Annotated in this window: 17 protein-coding genes and 3 pseudogenes; 9 read left to right on the top strand and 11 right to left on the bottom strand. The window is 73.5% G+C overall.

Annotated elements, in window-relative coordinates:
* Positions 1–20 precede the first annotated feature (20 nt).
* Both H0S66_RS00300 and H0S66_RS00295 read left to right on the top strand, forming a co-directional pair.
* Positions 21–1,055, top strand: a complete 1,035-nt coding sequence (locus tag H0S66_RS00300) for an AraC family transcriptional regulator (protein ID WP_179616973.1) — start codon at positions 21–23, stop codon at positions 1,053–1,055.
* A 44-nt stretch (positions 1,056–1,099) separates the two neighbouring features.
* Positions 1,100–3,247 (top strand): PhoX family protein, encoded by a 2,148-nt coding sequence (locus tag H0S66_RS00295; protein ID WP_179616972.1) that lies wholly within the window; start codon positions 1,100–1,102, stop codon positions 3,245–3,247.
* 122 nt (positions 3,248–3,369) lie between these two features.
* On the opposite strand, the gene H0S66_RS00290 is transcribed toward H0S66_RS00295, so the two are convergent.
* The 9 genes and pseudogenes from H0S66_RS00290 to H0S66_RS00255 all read right to left on the bottom strand — a co-directional run bounded on the left by H0S66_RS00290 (position 3,370) and on the right by H0S66_RS00255 (position 11,392).
* Positions 3,370–3,936 (bottom strand): 3-isopropylmalate dehydratase small subunit, encoded by a 567-nt coding sequence (locus H0S66_RS00290; protein ID WP_218876391.1) that lies wholly within the window; start codon positions 3,934–3,936, stop codon positions 3,370–3,372.
* Positions 3,933–5,198 (bottom strand): 3-isopropylmalate dehydratase large subunit, encoded by a 1,266-nt coding sequence (locus H0S66_RS00285; protein WP_179616971.1) that lies wholly within the window; start codon positions 5,196–5,198, stop codon positions 3,933–3,935. Before H0S66_RS00285 ends, H0S66_RS00290 begins: the two co-directional genes overlap by 4 nt.
* A 3-nt stretch (positions 5,199–5,201) precedes the next feature.
* On the bottom strand, positions 5,202–6,068 hold the full coding sequence (locus H0S66_RS00280; RefSeq protein ID WP_179616970.1) for an isocitrate lyase/PEP mutase family protein: 867 nt from the start codon (positions 6,066–6,068) through the stop codon (positions 5,202–5,204).
* The gene (locus tag H0S66_RS00275) at positions 6,061–6,921 is read right to left on the bottom strand and encodes an IclR family transcriptional regulator (protein WP_179616969.1); all 861 of its coding nucleotides are present in this window, start codon (positions 6,919–6,921) and stop codon (positions 6,061–6,063) included. The genes H0S66_RS00280 and H0S66_RS00275 overlap by 8 nt, the downstream gene beginning before the upstream one ends.
* On the bottom strand, positions 6,918–7,610 hold the full coding sequence (locus H0S66_RS00270; RefSeq protein WP_179616968.1) for an ABC transporter ATP-binding protein: 693 nt from the start codon (positions 7,608–7,610) through the stop codon (positions 6,918–6,920). The genes H0S66_RS00275 and H0S66_RS00270 overlap by 4 nt, the downstream gene beginning before the upstream one ends.
* A 281-nt stretch (positions 7,611–7,891) precedes the next feature.
* Positions 7,892–8,266: pseudogene (locus H0S66_RS20200) on the bottom strand (ATP-binding cassette domain-containing protein); the annotation flags it as partial.
* Positions 8,267–8,385: 119 nt separating this feature from the next.
* On the bottom strand, positions 8,386–9,279 hold the full coding sequence (locus H0S66_RS00265; RefSeq protein WP_179616966.1) for a branched-chain amino acid ABC transporter permease: 894 nt from the start codon (positions 9,277–9,279) through the stop codon (positions 8,386–8,388).
* On the bottom strand, positions 9,279–10,175 hold the full coding sequence (locus tag H0S66_RS00260; protein ID WP_179616965.1) for a branched-chain amino acid ABC transporter permease: 897 nt from the start codon (positions 10,173–10,175) through the stop codon (positions 9,279–9,281). Before H0S66_RS00260 ends, H0S66_RS00265 begins: the two co-directional genes overlap by 1 nt.
* A gap of 62 nt (positions 10,176–10,237) precedes the next feature.
* Positions 10,238–11,392 (bottom strand): ABC transporter substrate-binding protein, encoded by a 1,155-nt coding sequence (locus H0S66_RS00255; protein WP_179616964.1) that lies wholly within the window; start codon positions 11,390–11,392, stop codon positions 10,238–10,240.
* A 333-nt stretch (positions 11,393–11,725) separates the two neighbouring features.
* Here H0S66_RS00255 and leuS point away from each other — a divergent pair, with 333 nt between their 5' ends.
* The 6 genes and pseudogenes from leuS (at position 11,726) to holA (ending at position 19,633) form a co-directional block, all read left to right on the top strand.
* Positions 11,726–14,233 carry a leucine--tRNA ligase gene (leuS, locus tag H0S66_RS00250; RefSeq protein WP_179616963.1) on the top strand — a complete coding sequence of 836 codons (2,508 nt, stop codon included), beginning with the start codon at positions 11,726–11,728 and terminating at the stop codon, positions 14,231–14,233.
* A 6-nt stretch (positions 14,234–14,239) separates the two neighbouring features.
* Positions 14,240–14,605, top strand: a pseudogene (locus H0S66_RS20195) (DegV family protein); the annotation flags it as partial.
* A 136-nt stretch (positions 14,606–14,741) separates the two neighbouring features.
* Positions 14,742–15,136 (top strand): annotated as a pseudogene (locus H0S66_RS20880) (DegV family protein); the annotation flags it as partial.
* Between the two features lie 140 nt (positions 15,137–15,276).
* Positions 15,277–16,251, top strand: a complete 975-nt coding sequence (locus H0S66_RS00240; protein ID WP_179616961.1) for a ComEA family DNA-binding protein — start codon at positions 15,277–15,279, stop codon at positions 16,249–16,251.
* Positions 16,248–18,584 (top strand): ComEC/Rec2 family competence protein, encoded by a 2,337-nt coding sequence (locus H0S66_RS00235; protein ID WP_258017029.1) that lies wholly within the window; start codon positions 16,248–16,250, stop codon positions 18,582–18,584. The genes H0S66_RS00240 and H0S66_RS00235 overlap by 4 nt, the downstream gene beginning before the upstream one ends.
* A 47-nt stretch (positions 18,585–18,631) precedes the next feature.
* Positions 18,632–19,633 (top strand): DNA polymerase III subunit delta, encoded by a 1,002-nt coding sequence (gene holA, locus H0S66_RS00230; protein WP_179616960.1) that lies wholly within the window; start codon positions 18,632–18,634, stop codon positions 19,631–19,633.
* 150 nt (positions 19,634–19,783) lie between these two features.
* Here the strand turns inward: holA and rpsT are convergent, their stop codons facing one another.
* Both rpsT and H0S66_RS00220 read right to left on the bottom strand, forming a co-directional pair.
* Positions 19,784–20,044 carry a 30S ribosomal protein S20 gene (gene rpsT, locus H0S66_RS00225; RefSeq protein ID WP_179616959.1) on the bottom strand — a complete coding sequence of 87 codons (261 nt, stop codon included), beginning with the start codon at positions 20,042–20,044 and terminating at the stop codon, positions 19,784–19,786.
* Between the two features lie 96 nt (positions 20,045–20,140).
* A complete protein-coding gene (locus H0S66_RS00220) occupies positions 20,141–21,181 on the bottom strand; it encodes a phosphotransferase family protein (RefSeq protein WP_258017028.1) in 1,041 nt (346 codons plus the stop codon).
* Positions 21,182–21,296: 115 nt separating this feature from the next.
* Here H0S66_RS00220 and H0S66_RS00215 point away from each other — a divergent pair, with 115 nt between their 5' ends.
* Positions 21,297–23,021, top strand: coding sequence for a thiamine pyrophosphate-dependent enzyme (locus H0S66_RS00215; RefSeq protein ID WP_179616957.1), 1,725 nt, complete (start codon positions 21,297–21,299; stop codon positions 23,019–23,021).
* The last annotated feature ends 118 nt before the right edge of the window (positions 23,022–23,139 follow it).

Raw genomic sequence — 23,139 nt, 5'->3', positions numbered from 1 at the left:
GAGACTTGATAATCGCGGACATGTCGTCGACTTCGCCGTCGCCCGACCGGCTGGCCGGCTGGGACGTGCCCCGCTCGGCCGACGGCGTGCGCCACCTGCTGCGGCACGCGCGGGCCAGGGGCCTCGACCCGGCCGCCCTGCTGGTCGGCACCGGCCTGCACCTCGACGACCTGGGCCCCGGCGGGGTGCGCGAGGTGACCGCGGCGCAGGAGCTGCGCGTGGTCCGGGCGCTGCGCCACCGGGTCCCCGACGACGGCGCGGTCGTCGGGGCGTCGTACGACGTCGGCTCGTTCGGCGCGCTGGGCTTCGCGCTGATGACCAGCCGCACCGTGCTCGACGTGGCCGACGTGACGCAGCGTTTCTTCGACCTCAGCTACGCGTTCGTGGTGCTGCGGGTCGAGCTGGTCGACGACGAGGTCGTGGCGTTCCTCGACGGTTCCTCGCTGCCCCGCGACGTGCGCGCCTTCCTGGTGGCCCGCGACGCGACGGCGGTGCGCACCGTGCTCGACTCGCTGGTGCCCGGTGGCGTGGGCGCCCACCTCGAGGTCGGCCCCGACCGGGCCGTGCTGCGCTTCGCGGCCACCGAGCTCGACCGGCCGCTGGCCGGTGGCGACGCCCGCCGGCGCGAGCTCGCCGAGGCGGTGTGCCGCGACCTGGCCGCCGACCGGCGCAGCGCCACCGGGCTGCCCCAGGAGGTGCGGGTGCTGATCACCCAGCGGCTCGCCGACGGGGCGCCGATGCCGGTGGTGGCCGCGGCGCTGGGCCGCACCGACCGGACCCTGCGCCGCCAGCTCGCCGCCGGCGGCACGTCGTACCGCGCGCTGCTGGAGGAGGTGCGCCGATCGCTGGGCGCCGACCTGCTCCGCGCCGGCCTGCCGGTCGCCGAGGTCGCCGCGCGCCTGGGGTACGCCGAGCCCGCGGCGCTCGTGCACGCCCACCGCCGCTGGACCGGGCGCCCACCCGGCGCGGCGCGCCGCGGCCCGGCACCCGGCGTTCACCCGGCCGACGGCGACGCGTCACCGCACCGTCGCGGCGGGCTCCCGCAGCGTCCCTAGGTTCGCTGGCGCGTAGGACCCCCACGACCCAGGAGCCACCCGCCATGACCTGCACCCCCGCCCGCCCCGCCGTCTCCCCGGGCGCCTCCCCGGCCACCTCCCCGGGCGCCCGGACGCTGCTGCCGCTCGCCCCCACCGGCCTGCGCCACGGCGGCCGGAGCTTCATGACCTGCCAGTACCGCTGCGGCAACGCCTGCGACCACCCCGAGCCCAACCGCACCGGCCACGGGCACGTGCAGGACGAGATCACCAAGGCCGTCGCCCGTCGCGCCGTGCTGCGCGGCGCGGTCGCCGGCGGTGGCGTGATGGTGCTCGGCGGCACCCTCGCCGCCGTGGCGGTGGCCCCGGCCGCCGCCGAGCCCGCCGGGCCCGCCGCCGCGGGCCGCCCGGTCTCCGGCGACCTGGCCCGCGCCGCGTTCACCCCCGTGCCGCCGAACAAGCGCGACGCGGTCGTGACCCCCTCGGGCTTCGCCCACGACGTGGTGATCCGCTGGGGCGACGGCGTCGTGGCCGGCGCCCCCGCCTTCGACGTGCGCCGCCAGACCCCCGAGGCTGCCAAGCAGCAGTTCGGCTACAACTGCGACTACGTGGGCGTGCTGCCGCTGCGCGACGCCAAGCGCGACCGCAAGGACCGCTCGCTGCTCGTGGTCAACCACGAGTACACCGACGAGGCCCTGATGTTCCCCACGGGCCTCTACAGCGACACCGAGGTCGCCGCGATCGCGATGGCCAACCACGGCATGTCGGTCGTCGAGATCCGCCGCGGCTCGCGCGCCGGCTCCTGGCGCCGGGTCAAGAGCCTCAAGAAGGCCCGCTACAACCGCCGGGTCCACATCGACACCCCGTTCACGCTGACCGGTCCCGCGGCCGGCGACGAGCGGCTGCGCACCAGCGCCGACCCGAGCGGCACCACCGTGCTCGGCACGCTGAACAACTGCGCCGGCGGCCACACCCCGTGGGGCACCGTGCTGTCGGGCGAGGAGAACTTCAACCAGTACTTCGACCTGCCCGAGGGCCAGAGCCTCGACCCGCGCTACACCGAGGCCTACGCCCGCTACGGGATCACCGGGTCGGGGCGCGGCTGGAGCGCCGTCGACGACCGCTTCGACCTCGCCGCCGACCCGCACGAGCCGCACCGCTTCGGGTGGATCGTCGAGCTCGACCCCTACGAGCCCGACGAGGCGCCGGTCAAGCACACGATGCTGGGCCGCTTCAAGCACGAGGGCGCCAACGTCGCGCTCACCGACGACGGGCACGTGGTGGCCTACATGGGCGACGACGAGCGCGGCGACTACCTCTACCGGTTCGTCTCCCGCGACGCGATGCGGAAGGGGCCCTCGGCGAAGGCGCGCCGACACAACAAGACGCTGCTCACCGCCGGCACCCTGTCCGTGGCCAAGCTCGTCGGCGACGGCACCGAGGACGGGCAGCACGACGGCACCGGCGAGTGGATCCCGCTCTGCGACGAGACCACCTCGTTCGTGCCCGGCATGAGCGTCGCCGACGTGCTGCTGTGGACCCGCCTGGCCGCCGACCAGGTCGCGCCCACCCGCATGGACCGGCCCGAGGACGTCGAGCCCAACCCCGTCAACGGCCGGGTCTACGTCGCGCTGACCAACAACTCCCAGCGCGGCAGCACCTTCCCGCCCGACGAGGCGAACCCGCTGACCTCCTCGATGGTGCGCTCCTCGATCGGGGCCCCGCTCACCCAGGCCTCCGGCAACCGCAACGGCTACGTGCTCGAGCTGACCCCCGCCGGCGGTGACCACGCGGCCCTCGCCTTCACCTGGGACCTGATGCTGGTCTGCGGCGACCCGGAGGCGCCCGAGAGCTACTTCGCGGGCTTCGACAAGTCGCAGGTCAGCCCGATCTCCTGCCCCGACAACGTGGCCTTCGACGACCGCGGCAACCTGTGGATCTCCACCGACGGCAACGCGCTGGGCTCCAACGACGGCGTCTTCCGGGTGCCGGTCGCCGGCGCCGAGCGCGGCCGGGTGACCCAGTTCCTGACGGTGCCGCGGGGTGCGGAGGCCTGCGGGCCGCTCGTCACCGACGACAACCGCTCGCTGTGGGTCGCCGTGCAGCACCCGGGCGAGGTCGACGGGGCCACCTTCGAGAAGCAGGCCTCCACCTGGCCGCACAGCGACGACTTCCCGCGGCCCTCGGTCGTCGTCGCCTTCCGGGACCGCTGAGCCCCGGCTCGACCTCTACACGCCGCGGCGCCCGGGAAGACCGGGCGCCGCGTGCTGTCAAGGCCACCAGGCCGGTCCTGCGGTCCGGGTCCCCCGGCCGTGCCCGGCGGTGGCGCCCGGACCTAGCGGGTGCGCTGCCGGTGCTCCTCGAGCAGCAGCTGGTAGCGGCCGCCGGCGGCGAGCATCGTCAGGTAGCGCTCGTTGAGGACCTCGCCCTGCAGCACGAGGTCCTTGCCCGGCACCCGCACGGTCGCGGCGCGCCAGTCGACCTCGAGGTCGTCCCAGCGCTCCACGGCGGTCGAGATGCCCGGGACGCTGAGCAGCGGCATGCCGTTGGAGATCTCCCCGCGCCAGAAGCCGGGGGAGAAGGACTCGGCCAGCACCCCGACGATGCCCTCGTTGCGCATCGCGGTCATCGCGACGTAGTGCGGGTGGCCGTACCCGAAGTTGCGCCCGCCGACGAGCCAGTCACCGGCTCGGACGTGGTCGGTGAAGTCCTCCTCATAGGCCTTCATGCACACCGCGTGCAGCTTCTCGGGGTCGGTGTACTTGATGTTCGCGACGCCGATCATCAGGTCGATGTCGAAGTCGTCGCCGAAGATCCAGGCGACGCGCCCGGTCATCACGTCCGGCAGGGCCGAGCCGGAGCTGCTCGGGGTGCCGGACGTCGTGGTCGTCCCGGTGGTCACTGCACTGCCTCCCGCGGGTCGGTGAGCCGGCCGGCCAGGGCGCTGGCGGCCACGGTCGAGGCCGAGCCCATGTAGATCTCGGAGTCGGGGCTGCCCATCCGTCCGGAGATGTTGAGCACCCCGGTGGACACGCAGGACTCCCCGGCCGCCAGCGGCTTGGCGTAGCCGAAGCAGAAGTCGCAGGAGGAGTCGACGACCTGGGCGCCGGCGTCGCGGAGCACGGTGAGCAGGCCCTCCGACTCGGCCTGGTCGTAGATCCGCTTCGAGGTCGGGACGACGTTGAGCTCGATGCCCGACGCGACCTTCTTGCCCTCCAGGATCTCTGCCGCCGCGCGGATGTCCTCGATGCGCCCGCTCGCGCAGGAGCCGATGAACGCCCGGTTGATGCTCTGCCCGGCGACGTCGCCGACCGGCACGGTGTGCGAGGAGCGCGCGGAGCCCGGCAGCACCACCTGCGGGCTCAGCTGGTCGAGGTCGTAGTCGTGGCGCGCAGTGTAGACGGCGTCGGGGTCGCTGTAGAGCGGCCCGAGGTCGCGGTCGGTGACCCCGCGGCTGTACTCCAGGCTCATCTCGTCGGGGTTGAAGATCGCCGACACCCCGCCGGCGAACATCGCCATGCCGCACAGCGACTGGCGGTGGCCCAGCGGCATCGACTCCGCCCCGGGACCGGTGTACTCCATCACCTGGAAGGCGACGCCGTCGGCGCCGATGTCGGAGATGATCTGGTGGATCAGGTCGCGGCTCTCCACACCCGGCGCGAAGCCGCCGGTGAGGTGGAAGCGGGTGCTGGCCGGCACGTCGAGGTGGATGCCGCCGGTGACCCAGCCCTCGAGCAGGTCGCGGCGCACGCCCATGCCCAGGGCACCGAAGGCGCCGAGGCTGGAGATGTGGCCGTCGAAGTGGATGAGGAAGGTGCCGGGCCGGGCGTACCCGAGCTCGGCGGCGACCTGGTGCCCGATGCCCTCGTTCTCGTGGAAGTGCACACCGTTCTTGTGCGCCCAGTCGCGGGTGACCTTGTGCACCTCCGCCTCGCGGGCGTCGTTGTTGGTGAGCATGTGGTCGACGAACAGCACGTAGCGGTCCGGCTCGGCCACCTGCGTCATCCCGAAGTCCTCCTCCATCTGGCGGAAGAACCGGTCGGTGTAGCCGGGGAAGTCGTAGGCGATCATGTAGTCGGGTCGCACGGCGTGGTTCTCGCCGGGTCCGACGTGCTCGCGCTCGGCGACCCGGGCGAGGATCTTCTGGGTGATGGTCTGGCCCATGGCTCAGTCCTCCTGCAGGGTGGCGGGCATGTACTTCTCCTGGCGGCTGATGACCTCGTCGAAGCCGATGACCTCGAGGAACTCGCGGTGCTCCATGTAGTCGGCGCTGACCTGCGAGGGCTGGGTGCCGGCGGCCAGGGCGCGCAGCGAGTCCTGCATGGCGGTCGTGGCCGCGAGGAGGATCTGGGTGGGCAGCAGGGCCAGGCCGATCCCGATCTCGCGCATCACCTCGGGCGTGAACTGCTCGGCGACCCAGGTCCAGGCGGTCTGGCTGCACATGAGTGGGACCCCGCACTCGCGGCGCAGGCGGGCCCACGACTCGGCGTCCGGGAAGCCCCGCGAGATCGGCATGATCATCTCGGCGCCGGCCTCGACGTAGGCGACCGCCCGACGGATGGCGTCGTCGCCGATCCCGTCGGTTCGACCGATCAGGACCAGCTGGTCGCCGACCTCGTCGCGCACCGCCCGGATCTTGCCGGCGGCCTCGCCCATCGGCAGGAGGTCCGGGGCGTCTGTGACGCAGATGGGGCACCGCTTGGGCGCCATCTGGTCCTCCATGAACACCGCGGAGACCCCGGCATCGGCGAACATCCGCGCGGTGCGCGCCGCGTTGACGGCGTTGCCGTACCCGGTGTCGATGTCGGCGACCACAGGCAGGCGCGAGGCGCCACGGATGCGGCGCACGGCGTCGAGGTTCTCGCTCATGGAGTAGAGCTCGGCGTCGGGGAGGCCCAGGCTCGCCGAGATGGCGAAGCCGCTGGCGCACAGCGCCCGGAAGCCGGCCTGCTCGGCCAGCCGTGCGGTCAGCCCGTCCCAGACGCCCGGCGCGAAGACGAGGTCCTCGGCGAGCTGCTGGCGGAAGTCATTCATGGGAGTCCTGTCTGTCGGTATGGGTGGCGTCGGGCCACAGGTCTGAGACGAGCGAGGCGGGTGCGCCCAGGCGCGAGGAGAGACCTGCGCAGGCGTTGACGATGGCCGAGACGACCTCGTCGAGACGCGCCCCGGCGAAGCCGGCGGCGGCACCGCCGAGGCTGAGGGTGCAGATCAGCTCGCCGCCCCGGTCGAAGACGGGGGCGCTGACCACGGCGACGCCGTTGTTGAGGTCCTCGGCAGCAACGACGTAGCCGTCGCGACGGATCCGTTCGAAGCGTGCCTCGAGTGCCTCCACCGACGTCTCCGTGCGCTGGGTGAAGCGCCGGCGGGGCGCGCTCAAGGCGCGCTGGTGCAGCTCGTCGACGAAAGCGGCCATCACCGTCGCGCCGCCACCGACGTGGTAGGGCAGCACGGTGCCGACGGAGACGGTGTTGACCTTCAACGGGCTGTTGCCCTCGACCATCTCGACGATGACCGCGCCGTCGTCGGTCGGCACCATCAAGAACGCGGTGTCGCCGAAGCGCCCCGCCAGGTCACGCAGGTGCGGCAGGGCCTGGTCGCGGATGCTGAAGTTGCGCTGGGCGGCGTGGGAGAGGCGCAGCATGCTGATGCTCAGCCGGTAGCCGTCGCGCGGTCCGCGCTCGACCCAGCCGGAGAGCACCAGCGTGGCCAGCAACCGGTGCACGGTGGTCTTGCCGAGGCCGGTCGCTTCGGCTACCTCGGCGACAGAGTACTCCGAGGCGCCGCCGGCCAGGGCCTCCACGACCGAGCACGCCTTCAGCACCGAGGCGACCACATTGCGGCGGTCGACCCCCTCACCGATCGCCACGGGCGGGTTCTGCGCGCTCATCCGAGGTAGGCCTTCTTGATGTCGTCGCTCTGGGCGAGCTCGGCCGGGGTGCCGGCCATGCGCACCTCTCCGCGCTGGAGAAGGTAGGCGTGGTCGGCGACCGCCAGCGCCCGGGTCGCGTCCTGCTCGATCAGCAGGATGCTCTGGCCCTCGGCGTGCAGGGCGGCGATGGCTTCGTAGATCACCGAGATGATCGAGGGGGCCAGCCCCATCGACGGCTCGTCGAGCAGCAGCACCCGGGGTCGGGTCATCAGGGCGCGCCCCATCGCGAGCATCTGCTGCTCGCCACCGCTCATCAGGCCCGCGGCCTGGTCGCGTCGCTCGGCCAGGCGGGGGAACAGGTCGTAGACCCGGTCCTCCAGCGCCTGGTCCGAACGGCCGGCGTAGCTGCTCAGCGCCAGGTTCTCCGCGACGGTGAGCGGGGCGACGACGTGGCGGCCCTCGGGCACCAGGGCCACGCCGAGCCGGGTGATCTTGTGCAGCGGCATCGACTGGATGGGGGTGCCGTCCAGCAGTACCGTCCCCGTCTTCTGGCGGTGCACCCCGGCGATGGAGCGCACCAGGGTGGACTTGCCGGCACCGTTGGCGCCGAGCACCGCGACGAGGCTGCCGTCGGGCACCTCGATGCTGACGTCGCGGACCGCCTGGATCGCTCTATAGCTCGCGCAGAGCCGGGATGTCTGAAGCATCGGCTTCCTTTCCGAAGTAGGCCTCCTGGACACGGGGGGTCGTCCACGCACTCACGGGGCGTGCCGTGCGCGAGCACCGTGCCGAAGCTCATGACGTAGGCGGCGTCGCAGTAGTCGAGGATCAGGCGCATGTTGTGCTCGATGAGCATCACCGTGACTCCGTCGTCGCGCACCGAACGCACGAGCTCGCCGATCTGCGTCGACTCCTCGGCGTTCATGCCGGCCGTGGGCTCGTCGAGCAGGATCAGGCGGGGCCCGGTGGCCAGGGCCCGCGCGATCTCGACCCGACGCTGGGTGCCGTAGGGCAGCTCGTCGGCCAGCTCGCGCCGTTCGGTCACACCGACCCGGTCGAGCAGCGCGGCGGCGCGCTCCTCGCACTCGCGCCGCTCGCGCCGCTCCCGCGGGGAGAACAGCAGGCTGCCCAGCGACCACGCCCTGCGATCGGCGTACATGCCGGTGACGACCTGGTCGAGCACGCTGAAGCCGCTGAGCAGCCGGACGTTCTGGTAGGTCCGGGTGATGCCCTGCCGGCTGATGGCGTGCGCGCTGTGGCCCGCGATCTCGGCGTCCTCGAAGACGATGGAGCCCTGGTCGGGACTGTAGAAGCCGGTGATCAGGTTGAGCAGGCTGGTCTTGCCCGCGCCGTTGGGGCCCATCAGGCCCATCACGGTGCCGGTGGGCACGCTCAGGGTGACGCCGTCAACGGCCTTGACCCCGCCGAAGTGCTTGGCGACGTCCTGGAGGTGCAGCAGCGTGCTGCCGAGGGTCCTGGCGCTCATCGGGCGGCCTCCTGCAACGTCGGCTCGATGACGGGGGTGTGCTGGGAGCCGCGACGCCGGCGCCGCGGCAGTCGACGCTGCGGGTCGACGAGACCGCGGGGCAGCCAGACCATGATCACGACGAGCAGCGCTCCGGTGATCAGCTCGTCGATGTCGCCGATGTAGCTGCGCACGACCTCTGGCAGCCCGACGAACACGATCGCCCCGACCAAGGGACCCGCCCAGTGGTAGGTCCCACCGAGCACCATCGCGGCGGCCATGGTGAAGGCCAGCGTGATGTAGAAGGTGTCCGGACCGATGTACTGCAACAGGTTGGCCAGCACCACGCCACCCACGCCGGCGACCATGCCGCTGGCGGCGAAGGCGGTGGCGCGGATCGTGAACGGATTGATCCCGAGTGCGGCGGCGACCGCCGCGTCCTCGCGGACGGCGTGCGCGGCCAGTCCGAACTTCGAGTGCCGCAGCCGGGCCAGCGCGAAGCAGATCACCGCGACCAGCACGACGATCGTGATCAGGTCGACCCGGCGGAACAGGCCGGTACCGACGCTGCCCCCGGTCAGGCCCTCCGCGGAGAGCACGACGACCCGGGTGATCAGGATGAGGGCGATGGTGGCCATCGCCATCCAGTGGCTCTCCAGCTTGAGCAGCAGCACGGAGAGCACGGCGGCGGCCAGGAGGCCACCGACCGCGCCGGCCAGCAGCTGCACCGCCGGGCCGGAGCCGTAGGTGAGGTCGAGGTGGGCGGCGGTGAAGCCGCCCACCGCGCCGAACGAGGCGCCGGCCAGGCTGAAGACGCCCGCCCACATCGCGATCCAGGTGCTGAGCCCGAAGATCGCGTTGGCGAAGGCGAACTCGACGACGCTGCGGTACTGCTCCCACAGGCTGCTCATCAGGCCCTCACCTTCGCCAGGGTCGCGGCGCTGCCGAAGATCCCGTTGGGCCGGAAGACCAGGAACCCGAGGAGGAGACCGAAGGTCACCGCGTCCCGCGCGCTGCCGGAGACGTACTGGCCGGTGAGCACCTCGGCGACCCCGAGGAACAGTCCGCCCAGCACAGTGCCGCGCACGTCACCGAAGCCGCCGATGATCACCGCGGCGAAGCCCTTGAGGAGCAGGCCTTCGCCCAGGACGAAGTTGATGGTGCTGGTGTTGAGTCCCATCGTGATGCCCGCGACCGCGGCCACAGCACCGGAGAGGAAGGCGGTGATCGCCACGACCCGGCGGGCGTCGACGCCGCTGAGCGCGGCCGCCATCGGGGAGAACCCGACGGCGCGCATCGCCGCGCCGGTGCGGGTGCGGTGCAGCAGGGTGTAGAGACCCACCCCCACCACCACGACCGCCAGCATCCCGACGAGCTGCGTGCGGGCCAGGGTGAGCCCGAGCACCTCGAAGGTGCCGCTGGGGGAGCGCTCGGGGTCGAAGCGCGAGGTCTTCGCGTCGGTGACCATGCGAGCGGCGGCCAGCAGGAAGATCCACACGCCGATGCTGGTGATCAGGGCCGGCAGCAGGTCGCCGCCGCGGCGGCGGATCGGCTGGAAGGCGATGAGGTCGACCAGCACCGCCAGGAGGCCGCTGGCCAGCACGCCGAGCAGGGCGCTGGTCCAGAAGCCGAGACCGGCGTCGTTGAGCAGATAGAGCGCGATCAGCGCTCCCCAGGTGGCGAAGGTGCCGTGGGCGGCGTTCAGGACGCCCAGGGTCGCGAGCATCAGCCCGAAGCCCAGCCCGAACATGGCGTAGACCGAGCCGAGGGCCAGGCCGTTCACCAGCTGTTGCAGCAGCACATCCATCTCAGCGCCGCCTTTCGTGTGGTGGGGTGGTGGTGGGGGTCATCGTCAGTGGCTGCGCTCGCTCAGTCGTTCGACCAGAGTTGCGGGGCGCCGCTGTCGTCGATCTGCACGACCTGGAAGCTCGAGCTGTTGGACTGGCCGTCCTCGAAGGTCAGCTCGCCCCACACCGAGTCGAACGTGGAGATCTCACCCAGCGCGGCGCTGATCGACTCGGCGTCGACGTCGCCGTCGCTCCCGCTGACACCGGCGGCGGCGTACATCACCGCGGTGTAGCCCTGCGAGCTGAACAGATCGGGGGTCTCGTCGTAGGTGGCCTCGTATGCCTCGGTGAAGTCGGCGGCCATCTCGAGCTCGGAGGTGGGGAAGTACTCCACCGAGTAGTAGGTGTCGGCCAGCGTCTTGCCGAAGGAGGCCAGGTTGGGGCCGGTGGCGATGGCGTTGTTGGCCAGGATGACGCCGTCGTAGCCGCGCTCACGCAGCGACTTGACGATGTTGGCCGCGGCCTCGCCGAGGGTGTAGATGGTGACCATCTCGGCCTTGGTGGAGAGGATCTCGGTGACGGCACCGCTGAAGTCGGTGTCGGCCACCAGGGTGTTGACGGTGCCGAGGTCCTTGACGCCGGCGGCGCCCAGCGCCTCCGCGGCGGCCTGGCTCTGGGCCACGAGACCGTCGTTGTCGCTCGCGGTCACGTGCACCGCGCTGGCGGGCTCGAGGGCCTCCGCGAGCTCGGTGGCGACGGGGGCGATGCCCTGCTGCGGCAGCAGCGCGGGGCGGTAGACGTACGGCGGGTCCTCGAGACCGGGGGTGGTGGCGCCGTACACGACGAGGGGCACCTCGCGCTGGGTCGCCAGCGGCTTCATGGCACCGGCGACCGCGCTGCTGATGCAGCACACGACCTCGGCGACGTCCTCCTGACCGACGAGCTTGTTGAAGGCCGTGATGCTCTTGGCCGGGTCCTCGGAGCCTTCCTCGACGACGAGCTCGATCTCGACGCCGTCCTCCTGCAGCTGCTCGGCGGCCAGCTCGGCGCCCTTGAGGTAGGACGTGCCGGCGAAGGCGAAGGGCCCCTGCTCGGCGGCGATCAGGCCGATCTTGGTCGCGCCGTCGCTGCCGGCGTCGTCGCCGTCAGCGCTGCTGCACGCGCCGAGAGCGCTGGTCAGGGCCAGGCCGGCGACAGTCGCCACGACGAGCCGGCGGGGGTGTGCGAACACTGCCATGTTGATCTCCTTGTTCCGGATTGCGGAACGGGTGCCGCAATCCGGACGACGTTAGGGATGTGATGACCGTCATGTCAACGACTTCGGTGAGACCGCTCGGTTAAGTCGGCGGCCCGTCCAAGTCGATGGCTCGAGTGCTCGGTCGTCCGGGGGAGGGTGACCATTGCTCCGTGGCGGCGCGCGGGCGCTAGACTGGGCGCATGCAGCACGCCCTGCTCCTTGCCTAGCCGCGTCGACGACCTCGACGCGGCTGCCCCTCGCCCCGAGGGGTTTTTTTGTGCCCGGATCAGCGGCGGCCCACACGCCGGCCACCAGACGTGAAGAGAGACCCAGATGAGCGAGCGACCCACCGACCGGAACGACGACGGCGCCCCCGAGGCGGCGACGTACGACGTCGTCGCGGTGCAGGACAAGTGGCGCAAGGTCTGGGACGAGCTCGACCCGTTCCGCGCCGGCTCCGCGGCGCCCGGCGCCGAGAAGCGCTACGCGCTGACGATGTTCCCCTACCCCTCCGGCGACCTGCACATGGGTCACGCCGAGGTGATGGCGCTGCACGACGTCGTGGCGCGCTACTGGTGGCAGCAGGGCCACGACGTGCTGAACCCGATCGGCTGGGACTCCTTCGGCCTGCCCGCCGAGAACGCCGCGATCAAGCGCGACGAGAACCCGGCCGTCTTCACCTACGCCAACATCGAGACCCAGGCCGAGTCGTTCAAGCGCTACGCGATCAGCTTCGACTGGTCGCGCCGGCTCAACACCTCCGACCCCGAGTACTACCGCTGGACCCAGTGGCTGTTCCTGAAGTTCCGCGAGCGGGGGCTGGCCTACCGCAAGTTCTCGCCGGTCAACTGGTGCCCCAACGACCAGACCGTGCTGGCCAACGAGCAGGTCGTCAACGGTGCCTGCGAGCGCTGCGGCGCCGTGGTCACCAAGCGCGAGCTGTCGCAGTGGTACTTCAAGATCACCGACTACGCCCAGCGCCTGCTCGACGACATGGAGCCGCTGGAGGCCACCTGGCCCTCCAAGGTGCTGGCCATGCAGCGCAACTGGATCGGTCGCTCCGAGGGCGCGCACGTCGACTTCGAGATCACGCTGGCCTCGGGGGAGACCCGCACCGTCACGGTCTTCACCACCCGCCCCGACACCCTGCACGGCGCGACCTTCATGGTGGTGGCCGCCGACGCCAAGCTGGCCGCCGAGATCGTCGCGCCCGAGCGCGCCGAGGCGCTGACGGCGTACGTCGACGAGGTGCGGCGCTCCTCCGACATCGACCGCCTGGCCACCGACCGGCCCAAGACCGGCGTCGACCTGGGCGTCACCGCCACCAACCCGGTCACCGGCGAGCAGATCGCGGTGTGGGCGGCCGACTACGTGCTGGCCGACTACGGCACCGGCGCGATCATGGCGGTGCCGGCGCACGACCAGCGCGACCTCGACTTCGCGAAGGAGTTCGGGCTGCCGGTGCGCCGCGTCGTCGACACCGGCGAGCCGAACCCGGAGGAGACCTACGAGGCCACCACCGGCGACGGCACCTACGTCAACAGCGGCCCGCTCGACGGGCTGGGTGACAAAACCGCCGGGATCGCGCGGATCATCGAGCAGCTCGAGGAGCGCGGCACCGGCACCGGCACCGTCAACTTCCGCCTGCGCGACTGGCTGCTGAGCCGCCAGCGCTACTGGGGCGCCCCGATCCCGATCATCCACTGCGAGCGGTGCGGCGAGGTGCCCGTCCCCGAGGACCAGCTGCCCGTCGAGCTGCCCGACCTCAAGGGCTCCGACCTCAAGCCCAAGGGCGTCTCGCCGCTGGCCGCGGCCGAGGACTGGGTCAACGTCGCCTGCCCGACCTGCGGCGCCGACGCCAAGCGCGACAGCGACACGATGGACACCTTCGTCGACTCGTCGTGGTACTTCTTCCGCTACTGCTCCCCGCAGTTCACCGACGGGCCCTTCGACCCGCAGGCGGTGCGCGACTGGATGCCGGCCGCGCAGTACGTCGGCGGCGTCGAGCACGCGATCCTGCACCTGCTCTACAGCCGCTTCTTCACCAAGGTGCTGCACGACATGGGCATGATCGACTTCACCGAGCCCTTCAGTGCCCTGCTCAACCAGGGCGAGGTCATCAACGAGGGCCGCGGCATGTCGAAGTCGCTGGGCAACGGCGTCGACCTGGGCGAGATGATCGACGCCTTCGGCGTCGACGCGATCCGGCTGACCATGGTCTTCGCCGGCCCGCCCGAGGCCGACATCGACTGGGCCGACATGTCGCCCGGCGGCTCGCTGAAGTTCCTGCAGCGCGCCTGGCGGCTCTCCGGCGACGTCACCAGCGAGCCCGGCACCGCGCCGGAGGGCGGCGACACCGCGCTGCGCCAGGCCGTCCACCGCACCGTCGCCGAGGCCACCGAGCTGGTCGAGACCCAGCGCTTCAACGTGCTGGTCGCGCGCACCATGGAGCTGGTCAACACCACCCGCAAGGCCATCGACTCGGGCCCCGGCGGAGCCGACCCCGCGGTGCGCGAGGCCGTGGAGGCCGTCGCGGTGCTGCTGTCGCTGGTGGCGCCGTACGTCGCCGAGGAGATGTGGGAGCGCCTGGGCCACGAGCCCACGGTCGCCCGCGCGGGCTGGCCGGTCGTCGACGAGTCGCTGCTGGTGCAGGAGACCGTCACCGCGGTCGTGCAGGTCAAGGGCAAGGTCAAGGCGCGCCTCGAGGTCTCCCCGGAGATCTCCGAGGCCGACCTCGAGCAGCTGGCGATGGGCGACGCCGACGTGCAGCGCGCCCTCGACGGGGCCGTCGTGCGCAAGGTCATCGTGCGCGCGCCCAAGCTGGTCAACATCGTCGTCTGAGACCCTGTGCCCGTGAGCACCTCCACCCCCGGGACCAGCGCCGGCACGGGCCCGGTCGTCGTCGTCACCGACTCCACCGCCAGCCTGCCCGAGCAGGCGGTGGTGGAGCACGGTGTCGTCGTGGTGCCCCTGCAGGTGGTCATCGGTGCGCAGGTCCTCGACGAGGGGGCCGAGGGCGCCACCCCCGACCGGGTCGCGCAGGCGCTGCGCGAGTACACGCCGGTCTCGACGTCGCGGCCCTCGCCCGCGGTGATGCTGGAGGCCTACGAGCGCGCCCACGCCGAGGGCGCGTCGGCGGTCGTCTCGGTGCACCTGTCGGGCGAGATGAGCGGCACCTTTGAGTCCGCGCAGCTCGCGGCCCGCGAGGCGCCGCTGCCGGTGACCTGCGTCGACACCCGCCAGGTCGGCATCGGCACCGGCTACGCCGCCTTGCCGCCGCTCGGGTCGCGCCGCCGGGGGCACGGCCGAGGAGGCGGCCCGGGCGGCTCGCGACCGCGCCGCCGCGACCGCCTCGCTGTTCTACGTCGACACCCTGGAGTACCTGCGCCGGGGCGGGCGGATCGGAGCGGCCGCGGCGCTGCTCGGCGGGGCCCTGGCGGTCAAGCCGCTGCTGCGCATCGAGGACGCCGGGTCGCCTCGCTCGAGCGGGTGCGCACCTCGGCCCGGGCCCTGGCGCGCCTGGAGGAGCTGGCCGTGGAGGCCGCGGGGGAGGAACAGGTCGACGTCTACGTCGCCCACCTGGCCAACCCCGAGCGGGCCGGTGCGCTCGCCGACCACCTGCGCGAGCGCCTCGCCGACAACCTCGGCGGGCGCGAGCTGTGGTGCGGCGAGCTCGGCGCGGTCCTGGGCGCGCACGTCGGGCCCGGCATGATCGCCGTCTGCGTCGCCCCGCTCCACCCCTGACCGCGAGCCGGCCGGTTCGAACGGGCCGGGTCGGCGTGCGGCGGGCCACGAGGCGTGCACAGGGACGGCCTCGCGGGGTCTCGTGCACAGGGCGGTGCCGGTCGCCGAGGGGGCCGGTCCGCGCTGCCTAGGTTGCCCGCATGCGCAGCCGACGACCCAACCCGGAGCACCAGGAGGCGGTGGCCCGCCGCCTGGCCCAGCTCGGCGCCGAGCTCGACGCCGTACGACCGGCGCCGGCCCCCGCCGAGGACGACGAGCTGGACGCCGACGACGACTGGTGGGCGCCGCACACGCGGATCCGCCCGGTCGTGGCCCCGCCCGGCGGCGCGCCGGCACCGGAGCCGCTCCCGCAGGCGCCCGTGCCGCAGCCGGTGCCCGTGCCGGGGCGGCACGCGGCGCGCCGGGTGCGACCGCGCCCGGCGGTCCTGGGGGCGGCGCACGACCTGGTGCCCCCGACGGTGCGTGGTCGCGCGCTGCTGTCGTCCGCGCACCTGGGCGTGGTGGCGCTGCTGGTCGCGGCCGGGCTGGCGGTCACCTCGTGGTGGGTGGTGCGCTCCGACCCCGAGCCGAGCGGCACCCGCCTCACCACCGTCGCCGAGGTCGCCGAGGTCGCGGAGCCGCTGGTCGACCTGGTGCCGCCCGAGGAGGAGCCCGTCGTCGAGACGGGCGGCCCCGAGGGGCAGGTCACCGTCGACGTGGCCGGCAAGGTGCGGCGACCCGGCATCGCGGTGCTGCCGGCCGGCTCGCGAGTGGTCGACGCGCTGGAGGCCGCCGGGGGCGCCCGACCGGGGGTGGACCTGGCCGGGCTCAACCTGGCGCGGGTGCTGGTCGACGGCGAGCAGGTGCTGGTCGGGGTCCCGGGCAGTGTCGCGGCGCCGGCCGGGCCCGGGGTCGCCGCGCCCGCTCCGGGGACCCCGGGGGCGCCCCTGGTCGACCTCAACACCGCTGACCAGGCGCTGCTCGAGACGCTGCCGCAGGTCGGGCCGGTGACCGCCGGCGCGATCCTCGCCTGGCGCACCGAGCACGGCGCCTTCTCGGCCGTCGAGGAGCTGCTCGAGGTCGACGGCATCGGCGAGGCCACCCTCGCCCAGCTCGCCCCGCTCGTGACGGTGTGATCCTCGGGCGGCCGTCCGCCGACGCGGAGGAACCCACGGCGCCGGGCGCCGACCTGCGGATGACGCTGGTGGGCGCCGCCGCCTGGGCCGGAGGGCTGCTGGGCTCGCTGGCGCCCGCCACGGCGCTCGCGCTGACCGCGCTCGTCGGCGGGGCCGGCGTCGGGCTGCTGCACCGGCGGGCGCGGCGCGGGGCGTCGCTGACCGGCGCGCTGCTGCTGGTGGTGCTGCTCGCGGTCGGGCTGGGTGCGATCCTGCGCGACGAGCAGGTGGGGCACGGCCCCCTGGCCGACCTGGCCGCCGAGCGCGCGGTGGTGCGGGTCGTCGCCACGATCACCGGCGACCCCCGCCCGCTCACCGGGCCGTACGCCGACGGCGTGTGGCTGCGGGCGAGCGTGCGGGAGGTGGAGGGCCGGGGCAGCGCCCACACGCTCCGCGCGCCGGTGCTGGTGCTGGCCCCACCCGAGTGGGGCGAGGTGCCGCTGGGCGCCACCGTCGTCGCCGACGGGCGCCTGGGCGCCGCCGACGGCGACGACCTGGCCGCCCTGCTGCACGCGACCGGCGCACCGCAGGTCCGCGACCCGCCCGACCTGTGGTGGCGCGGGGCCGGCGCGGTGCGGCAGTCGCTGCGCGACTCGGTGGCCCACCGGCCGGCGCCCGAGCGGGTGCTGGTGCCGGCGCTGGTCGACGGCGACGACGTCGGGCTCGACCCGGCCGTCGCCGACGACTTCCGCGCCACCGGGCTGACCCACCTGCTGGCGGTGAGCGGGACCAACCTGACCCTGGTGGTGGGCAGCCTGCTGTGGCTGGCGCGCGGGGCCGGGGTGCGGGGGCGCTGGCTGCTGCTGGTCGGGGCCGCGGGCATCGTCGGCTTCGTGCTGCTGGCGCGCACCGAGCCCAGCGTCCTGCGGGCCGCGGTGATGGGCGCGGTGGCGCTGGTGGCGCTGGGCACCGACGGGGCCCGGCGCGGCCCTCGCACCCTCGGGGTGGCGGTGACCGGGCTGCTGCTGGTGCAGCCCGGGCTGGCGGTCTCGGCCGGGTTCGCCCTATCGGTGCTGGCCACCGCGGGCATCATGCTGCTCGCGCCCGGGTGGCGCGACGCGCTGGCCCGGTGGCTGCCGCGCTGGCTCGCCGAGGCGGTCGCCGTGCCCGCCGCCGCCCAGCTGGCCTGCACCCCGGTCGTGGCCGGCCTCTCCGGCCAGGTGAGCCTGGTCGCGGTGGCCGCCAACCTGCTGGCGGCCCCCGTGGTCGGCCCGGCCACCGTGGTCGGGCTGGCCGGTGGTCTCGTGGGTCTGGTCGTGCCGGCCCTGGGCCGGGTGCTCGGCACGGTAGCCACCTGGTGCGTGGGCTGGATCGTGGCGGTCGCCGAGCGGGGCGCCGCGCTGCCGGCCGCGGCGGTCGACTGGGGCACCGGGGTGGTGGCGCTCGCGCTGCTGAGCGCGCTCAGCCTGCTCGTGGCCGTACTGGCGCCGCGGCTGCTGTCGCGGCCGGTGCCGACGCTGCTGCTGTGCCTGGTGACGGGGCTCGTCGTGGTGGTGCGTCCGCCCTCGGCGGCCTTCGCGCCGGCCGGCTGGGTGGTGGTCGTCTGCGACGTCGGCCAGGGGGACGCGGTGGTGCTCAGGGCGGGGGAGGGCAGCGCGGTGGTCGTCGACGTCGGGCCCGACCCGGTCGCTGTCGACACCTGCCTCGACGACCTGGGCGTCGAGCACGTGCCGCTGGTGGTGCTCACCCACTTCCACGCCGACCACGTCGACGGGCTCGAGGGGGTGCTGGCGGGACGACGGGTCGACCGCGTCGTCACCAGCCCGCTGCTGGACCCGCCCGAGGCCGTGGAGACCGTGGCCGGGCTGGCCGCGTCGGCCGGCGCCGAGGCCGGCGTGGCGTCGTACGCCGCGACCGAGCGCGTGGGGCAGGTGACCCTGCAGACCCTGTGGCCCACCATGGGCACCCCGCGCCGTGGACCCGGCGACGGCAGCACCGCCAACGACCAGAGCGTGGTGCTGCTCGCGGAGGTCGGCGGGGTGCGGGTGCTGCTGCCCGGCGACCTCGAGCCGCCGGGCCAGGCGGCGCTGGGGCGGGCGCTGCCCGCCCTCGACGTCGACGTGCTCAAGGTGCCCCACCACGGCAGCCGTCACCAGGACCTCGACCTGCTCACCTCGCTGGGTGCCGACCTGGCGCTGGTGCCGGTCGGCGCCGACAACGACTACGGGCACCCCGACCCGGGGCTGCTCGCGGCCCTCGAGGGGGCCGGCGCGCAGGTGCTGCGCACCGACACCGACGGGGCCCTGGCGGTGGTGGTGCGCGACGGCGCCGCGACAGGGGTGAGTCGGCGCTGACGCGGCCGTCGGGGGTGTCGGTCGGCTGTGGCAGGCTTGCGCGCACCATGCCAGCGCCCCGCTCCGCCGCCCCCCGCGCCCCCTCCGCCACCGACGTGCTGGGCCGCGTCACGCTCGTGACGGGCAAGGAGGAGTTCTTCGGCGAGCGCACCGTGGCCGCGGTGCGCGGGGCGGTGCGCGCCCACGACGCCGAGGCCGAGGTCTCGGAGGCCGCGGCGGCCGAGCTGAGCCTGGCGACCCTGGGCGAGCTCTCGGCGCCCTCGCTGTTCTCCAGCACCCGCTGCGTCGTGGTGCGCAAGCTCGAGGACCTGCCCGAGGAGTCGGTGGCCGGCCTGCTCGGCTACTGCGCGGCGCCGGCCGAGGACGTCGCGCTGGTGCTCGTGCACAGCGGCGGGCAGAAGGGCAGCGGGGTGCTCACCAAGCTGCGCAAGCTCGGCCCGGTCACCGAGGTGAAGTCCGCCGAGCTGAAGGCGTCGGAGTACCCCTCGTTCGTCATCAACGAGGCGCGCAGCATGGGGGCGCGGATGGACCAGCAGGCCGCGACCACCCTGGTCCAGGCCGTGGGCCAGGACCTGCGCTCGCTCTCGGCCGCGGCCCACCAGCTGACCAACGACTTCCCCGGCGAGACGCTCACCGAGGAGCGGGTCAAGCGCTACTTCGGCGGCCGCGCCGAGGCCAAGTCCTTCGCCGTCGCCGACGCGGCCTTCTCGGGACGGCGCCTCGAGGCGCTCGAGGAGCTGCGCTGGGCCCTCGACGGCGGTACACCGGCGGTGCTCATCACCTCGGCGTTCGCCGGGGGCGTGCGCGGCCTGGCCCGCTTCAAGGGGGCGCGCTCACGCAGCGAGGGCGACCTGGCCCGCGAGATCGGGGTCCCGCCGTGGAAGGTGCGCTCGGTGCGCGAGCAGGCCCGCGGCTGGTCCAGCGCCGCGCTGGGCGAGGCCGTGCGGGCCGTGGCCCGCGCCGACGCCGACATCAAGGGTGCCGCGAGCGACGCGTCGTACACGATGGAACGTCTGGTCCTGACGATCACCGAGCTCCGCGAGCGCTGACCCGGCGCACATCTCGCGCCGACCCGGCGCATATCTCGCGCCGACCCGGCGCAAACCCGCACGGGTCGTGAAATGCCGATGACCCGCCCGACGAGGTCGGGCGGGTCGGCTCAGGACCAGACGGTCTCCGCGCTGGGCGGAGACGCGGAATCAGAGAGCAGCGGCCTGCTTGGCGATCGCGGACTTGCGGTTCGCGGCCTGGTTCTTGTGGATGACGCCCTTGGAGGCGGCCTTGTCGAGCTTCTTGGCGGCCTCGCGACCGGCGACCAGAGCGGTCTCCTTGTCACCGGCCTCCGCGGCAGCGCGGAACTTGCGGACGGCGGACTTCAGGCCGGTCTTGACGGCCTTGTTGCGCTCGTGCGCCTTCTCGTTCTGCTTGTTGCGCTTGATCTGGGACTTGATGTTCGCCACGGGCCATGCCTTTGCTGGTGTTGAGAACGAATGGTCTGGTGCTGAGTCGGGGCGCGGGTGGGCACACGGGCGCCACACACGCGACATCGGAGATTATCAGCGGCGCACGAGCCCGCCCAAATCCTCCGACCTGGAGCCGGCGCCGCTGCGGGGGGTCGTGCCTGACCACCACCCGCGCCGTTCGCCGAGCCAGGCCCAGCATGCCTCACCCTGGCGGCGCTGGGCCAACCGCAGGTACGGCGACCACGCGGGCGAGCGCCCCTGCGCCGAGGACAGGAAGTACGCCGCCGTCGCGGCCAGGACCGTGTCGACGTGCTCCGCCGGCGCTGCGGCCAGCAGGGGCGTGCTGCGCAGCACGGCCTCGACGTCGACCCCGTCGGAGCGGGGGCCCACCAGCGCCCACAGGCTGTCGAGCCAGGGTGCGCCGAGCGCGGGCCAGGCCCAGCCGCACAGCAGCACCCGCCCGTCCTCGGTCATCAGCACGTTGTCGTCGGTGACGTCGCCGTGCACGAGCGAGTGCCCGGCGACCGCGGTCGGCAGCGCTGCGGCGAGCCCGGTGGCCTCGCGGACGTGGGCGCGATCGAGGTCGGGGCGGGCGGCGGCGACGTCGGCCCAGCGGGCCGGCCAGTCGGCGAGGTCCTCGGCGACGGTGGTGAGGTCGACGCCGGTGGCGGCGGGGGAGACGGCCAGCCGGTCGAGCGTGCCCAGCACCGCAGCGAGGTCGGTCGCGCGCCAAGGCCGGTACGGGGCCCGGGCGGCGACGTGCTCGATGCCGACGACCACCCAGTCGTCGGCGCGGTGGCGCCGCCCGGGCTCGGTGCCGTGGCTCCACAGCAGCCGGGGCGCGGGCAGCGACGCTGCGTCGAGCGCGGCCAGCGAGGCGGCCTCGGCCGCGTAGGTCAGGGCAGAGGCCCGCTGGGCGGTCACCGAGGCGGCCTTGACGTAGTGGCGCGAGCCGTCGGCGCCGCGCAGCACCGAGGCGAAGCCCGGGGTGAAGCCGCCGGTGCACGAGCGGGCGTCGACGACGGCGGTGCCGCAGCGCTGCTCGACGAGCCGGCGCACGTGCGGTGGCAGGTGCACCCACTCGAGGCGGCGCGCGGTGAGGCCGTGGGGCAGGTCGTCGAGCGGCTCGTCCACCCGGTCATCCTGCGCCAGGCCCGCCGCCGGTCGCGGCAGACACCCCGCACCAGGGCCGCGTCTCTCACCCGGGCGGACCTGACGCCTCGGGAGCGGGTCGGCGAGCGTGGGAGCCATGACCACCGTCGCTGAGCTGATCATCGAGTCCGTCGCCGAGCACGGCACCACCGAGGTCTGGGGCGTCGTCGGCGACGCGCTCAACCCGGTCACCGACGCGATCAGGCGTGAGGACCGGCTGCGCTGGATGGGGGTGCGCCACGAGGAGGTGGCGGCCTTCGCGGCCGGGGCCCAGGCCCAGCTCACCGGACGCCTCGGGGTGTGCATGGGCACCGTCGGACCCGGCGCCATCCACCTGCTCAACGGCCTGTACGACGCCAAGAAGTCGCACGCGCCGGTCCTGGCGATCTGCGGCCAGGTGCCCCGTCCCGAGATCGGCAGCGACTTCTTCCAGGAGGTCGACAACGACGTGCTCTTCGCCGACGTGGCCGTCTTCACCGCGACCGTCACCGACCCCGCCCAGCTGCCGACCCTGCTCGAGCAGGCCGGCAACGCGGCGCTGCAGCAGCGTGGCGTGGCGGTGCTGACCATCCCCGGCGACGTCGGGGAGCTCGAGGTGGCCAAGGGCACGAGCGCCCCCCGCTTCGTCGCCGACCTCCCCGCCGCGGCACCGGTCCCGGAGGCGGTGCGGGCCGCGGCCGGGGCCATCGAAGCCGCCGACCACGTGACCCTGCTCGTCGGCCAGGGCGCCCGGGGCGCCCGCGACGAGGTGCTCGAGCTGGCCGAGCGGCTCGGGGCGCCGATGGTGGTGGCGCTCAAGGGCAAGGAGGGCTTCGACCACGACAACCCCTACGAGATCGGCCAGTCGGGGCTGCTGGGCAACCCCGCGACCACGCTGGCGCTCGAGACCTGCGACCTGCTGCTGATGATCGGCACCGACTTCCCCTACAAGGAGTTCTACCCCTCCGGCGTCACCGTGGTGCAGGTCGACAGCGACGGCACCCACATCGGGCGCCGGCACCCGGTCGACCACGCGGTGGTCGGCGACGCCCGGCTCGCCGTGGGCGCCCTGCTGCCTCACGTGGCGCGGCGCGAGGACCGCGGCCACCTCGACCGCGCCCGGTCGGCGTACGAGACCTGGCAGGGCCTGCAGCAGCACTTCGTCGACCCCGACTACGAGAAGAAGCCGGCCGGCTTCCTGCGGCGCAAGGTCGACAACCCCGACCGCCGCATCCGCCCCGAGCTGCTCGCCGGGCTGGTCGACCGGCACGCCGCGCCCGACGCCGTCTTCACCGCCGACACCGGCATGGCCACGACGTGGCTCTCGCGCTTCGTGCGCATCGACCGCGACCGGCGCCTGTTGGGCTCCTTCAACCTGGGCTCGATGGCCAACGCGATGCCCCAGGCGCTGGGCGCCCAGGCCCTCGACCCCGAGCGCCAGGTCGTGGCGTTCTGCGGCGACGGCGGGCTGACGATGCTCCTGGGCGACCTGATCACCGCGGCGACCCACGAGCTGCCGGTCAAGCTCGTGGTCTTCGACAACGGGCGCCTGGGCATGGTCAAGCTCGAGATGGAGCAGGTCGGGATGGCCGAGTTCGGCACCGTCCTGCACAACCCCGACCTGGCGGCGGTCGCAGAGGCGGTCGGGGTGCACGGCATCCGGGTCGAGGACCCCCACGACCTCGACGACGCCGTACGTCGTGCGCTCGCGCACCCGGGCCCGGTGCTGCTCGACGTGGTCACCAACCCCGACGAGATCGCGGTGCCCTCGAAGCCCACGCTGGAGCAGGGCTGGGGCTTCGCGATCGCCAAGGTCAAGGAGATGGCCGTCAGCCCGGAGTGAGGCCCCAGGAGGCGGGTGATCGACCGCACCCGTGGAAGGATGGGGCCGCCCGTGCCCCGTCGTCCGAGAGATCTCCGAGACCCCGTGCCTGCTGTTCCTGCCAAGTCCTGGCCCGTCC

The organism is Nocardioides marinisabuli, assembly GCF_013466785.1.
GTDB classification, from domain to species: Bacteria; Actinomycetota; Actinomycetes; order Propionibacteriales; family Nocardioidaceae; genus Nocardioides; species Nocardioides marinisabuli.
Note: the sequence above shows the minus strand (reverse complement) of the source record. Positions and strands in the feature narration are given on the sequence as shown.

Excerpts from the sequence above, each read along its gene's own strand:
- H0S66_RS00265 (WP_179616966.1), bottom strand. The coding sequence starts at position 9,279 with ATGAGCAGCCTGTGGGAGCAGTACCGCAGCGTCGTCGAGTTCGCCTTC.
- H0S66_RS00255 (WP_179616964.1), bottom strand. The coding sequence starts at position 11,392 with ATGGCAGTGTTCGCACACCCCCGCCGGCTCGTCGTGGCGACTGTCGCC.
- H0S66_RS00285 (WP_179616971.1), bottom strand. The coding sequence starts at position 5,198 with ATGGGCCAGACCATCACCCAGAAGATCCTCGCCCGGGTCGCCGAGCGC.
- H0S66_RS00270 (WP_179616968.1), bottom strand. The coding sequence starts at position 7,610 with ATGCTTCAGACATCCCGGCTCTGCGCGAGCTATAGAGCGATCCAGGCG.
- H0S66_RS00295 (WP_179616972.1), top strand. The coding sequence starts at position 1,100 with ATGACCTGCACCCCCGCCCGCCCCGCCGTCTCCCCGGGCGCCTCCCCG.
- leuS (WP_179616963.1), top strand. The coding sequence starts at position 11,726 with ATGAGCGAGCGACCCACCGACCGGAACGACGACGGCGCCCCCGAGGCG.
- H0S66_RS00260 (WP_179616965.1), bottom strand. The coding sequence starts at position 10,175 with ATGGATGTGCTGCTGCAACAGCTGGTGAACGGCCTGGCCCTCGGCTCG.
- H0S66_RS00275 (WP_179616969.1), bottom strand. The coding sequence starts at position 6,921 with ATGAGCGCGCAGAACCCGCCCGTGGCGATCGGTGAGGGGGTCGACCGC.
- holA (WP_179616960.1), top strand. The coding sequence starts at position 18,632 with ATGCCAGCGCCCCGCTCCGCCGCCCCCCGCGCCCCCTCCGCCACCGAC.
- H0S66_RS00280 (WP_179616970.1), bottom strand. The coding sequence starts at position 6,068 with ATGAATGACTTCCGCCAGCAGCTCGCCGAGGACCTCGTCTTCGCGCCG.
- H0S66_RS00215 (WP_179616957.1), top strand. The coding sequence starts at position 21,297 with ATGACCACCGTCGCTGAGCTGATCATCGAGTCCGTCGCCGAGCACGGC.
- H0S66_RS00300 (WP_179616973.1), top strand. The coding sequence starts at position 21 with ATGTCGTCGACTTCGCCGTCGCCCGACCGGCTGGCCGGCTGGGACGTG.
- H0S66_RS00240 (WP_179616961.1), top strand. The coding sequence starts at position 15,277 with ATGCGCAGCCGACGACCCAACCCGGAGCACCAGGAGGCGGTGGCCCGC.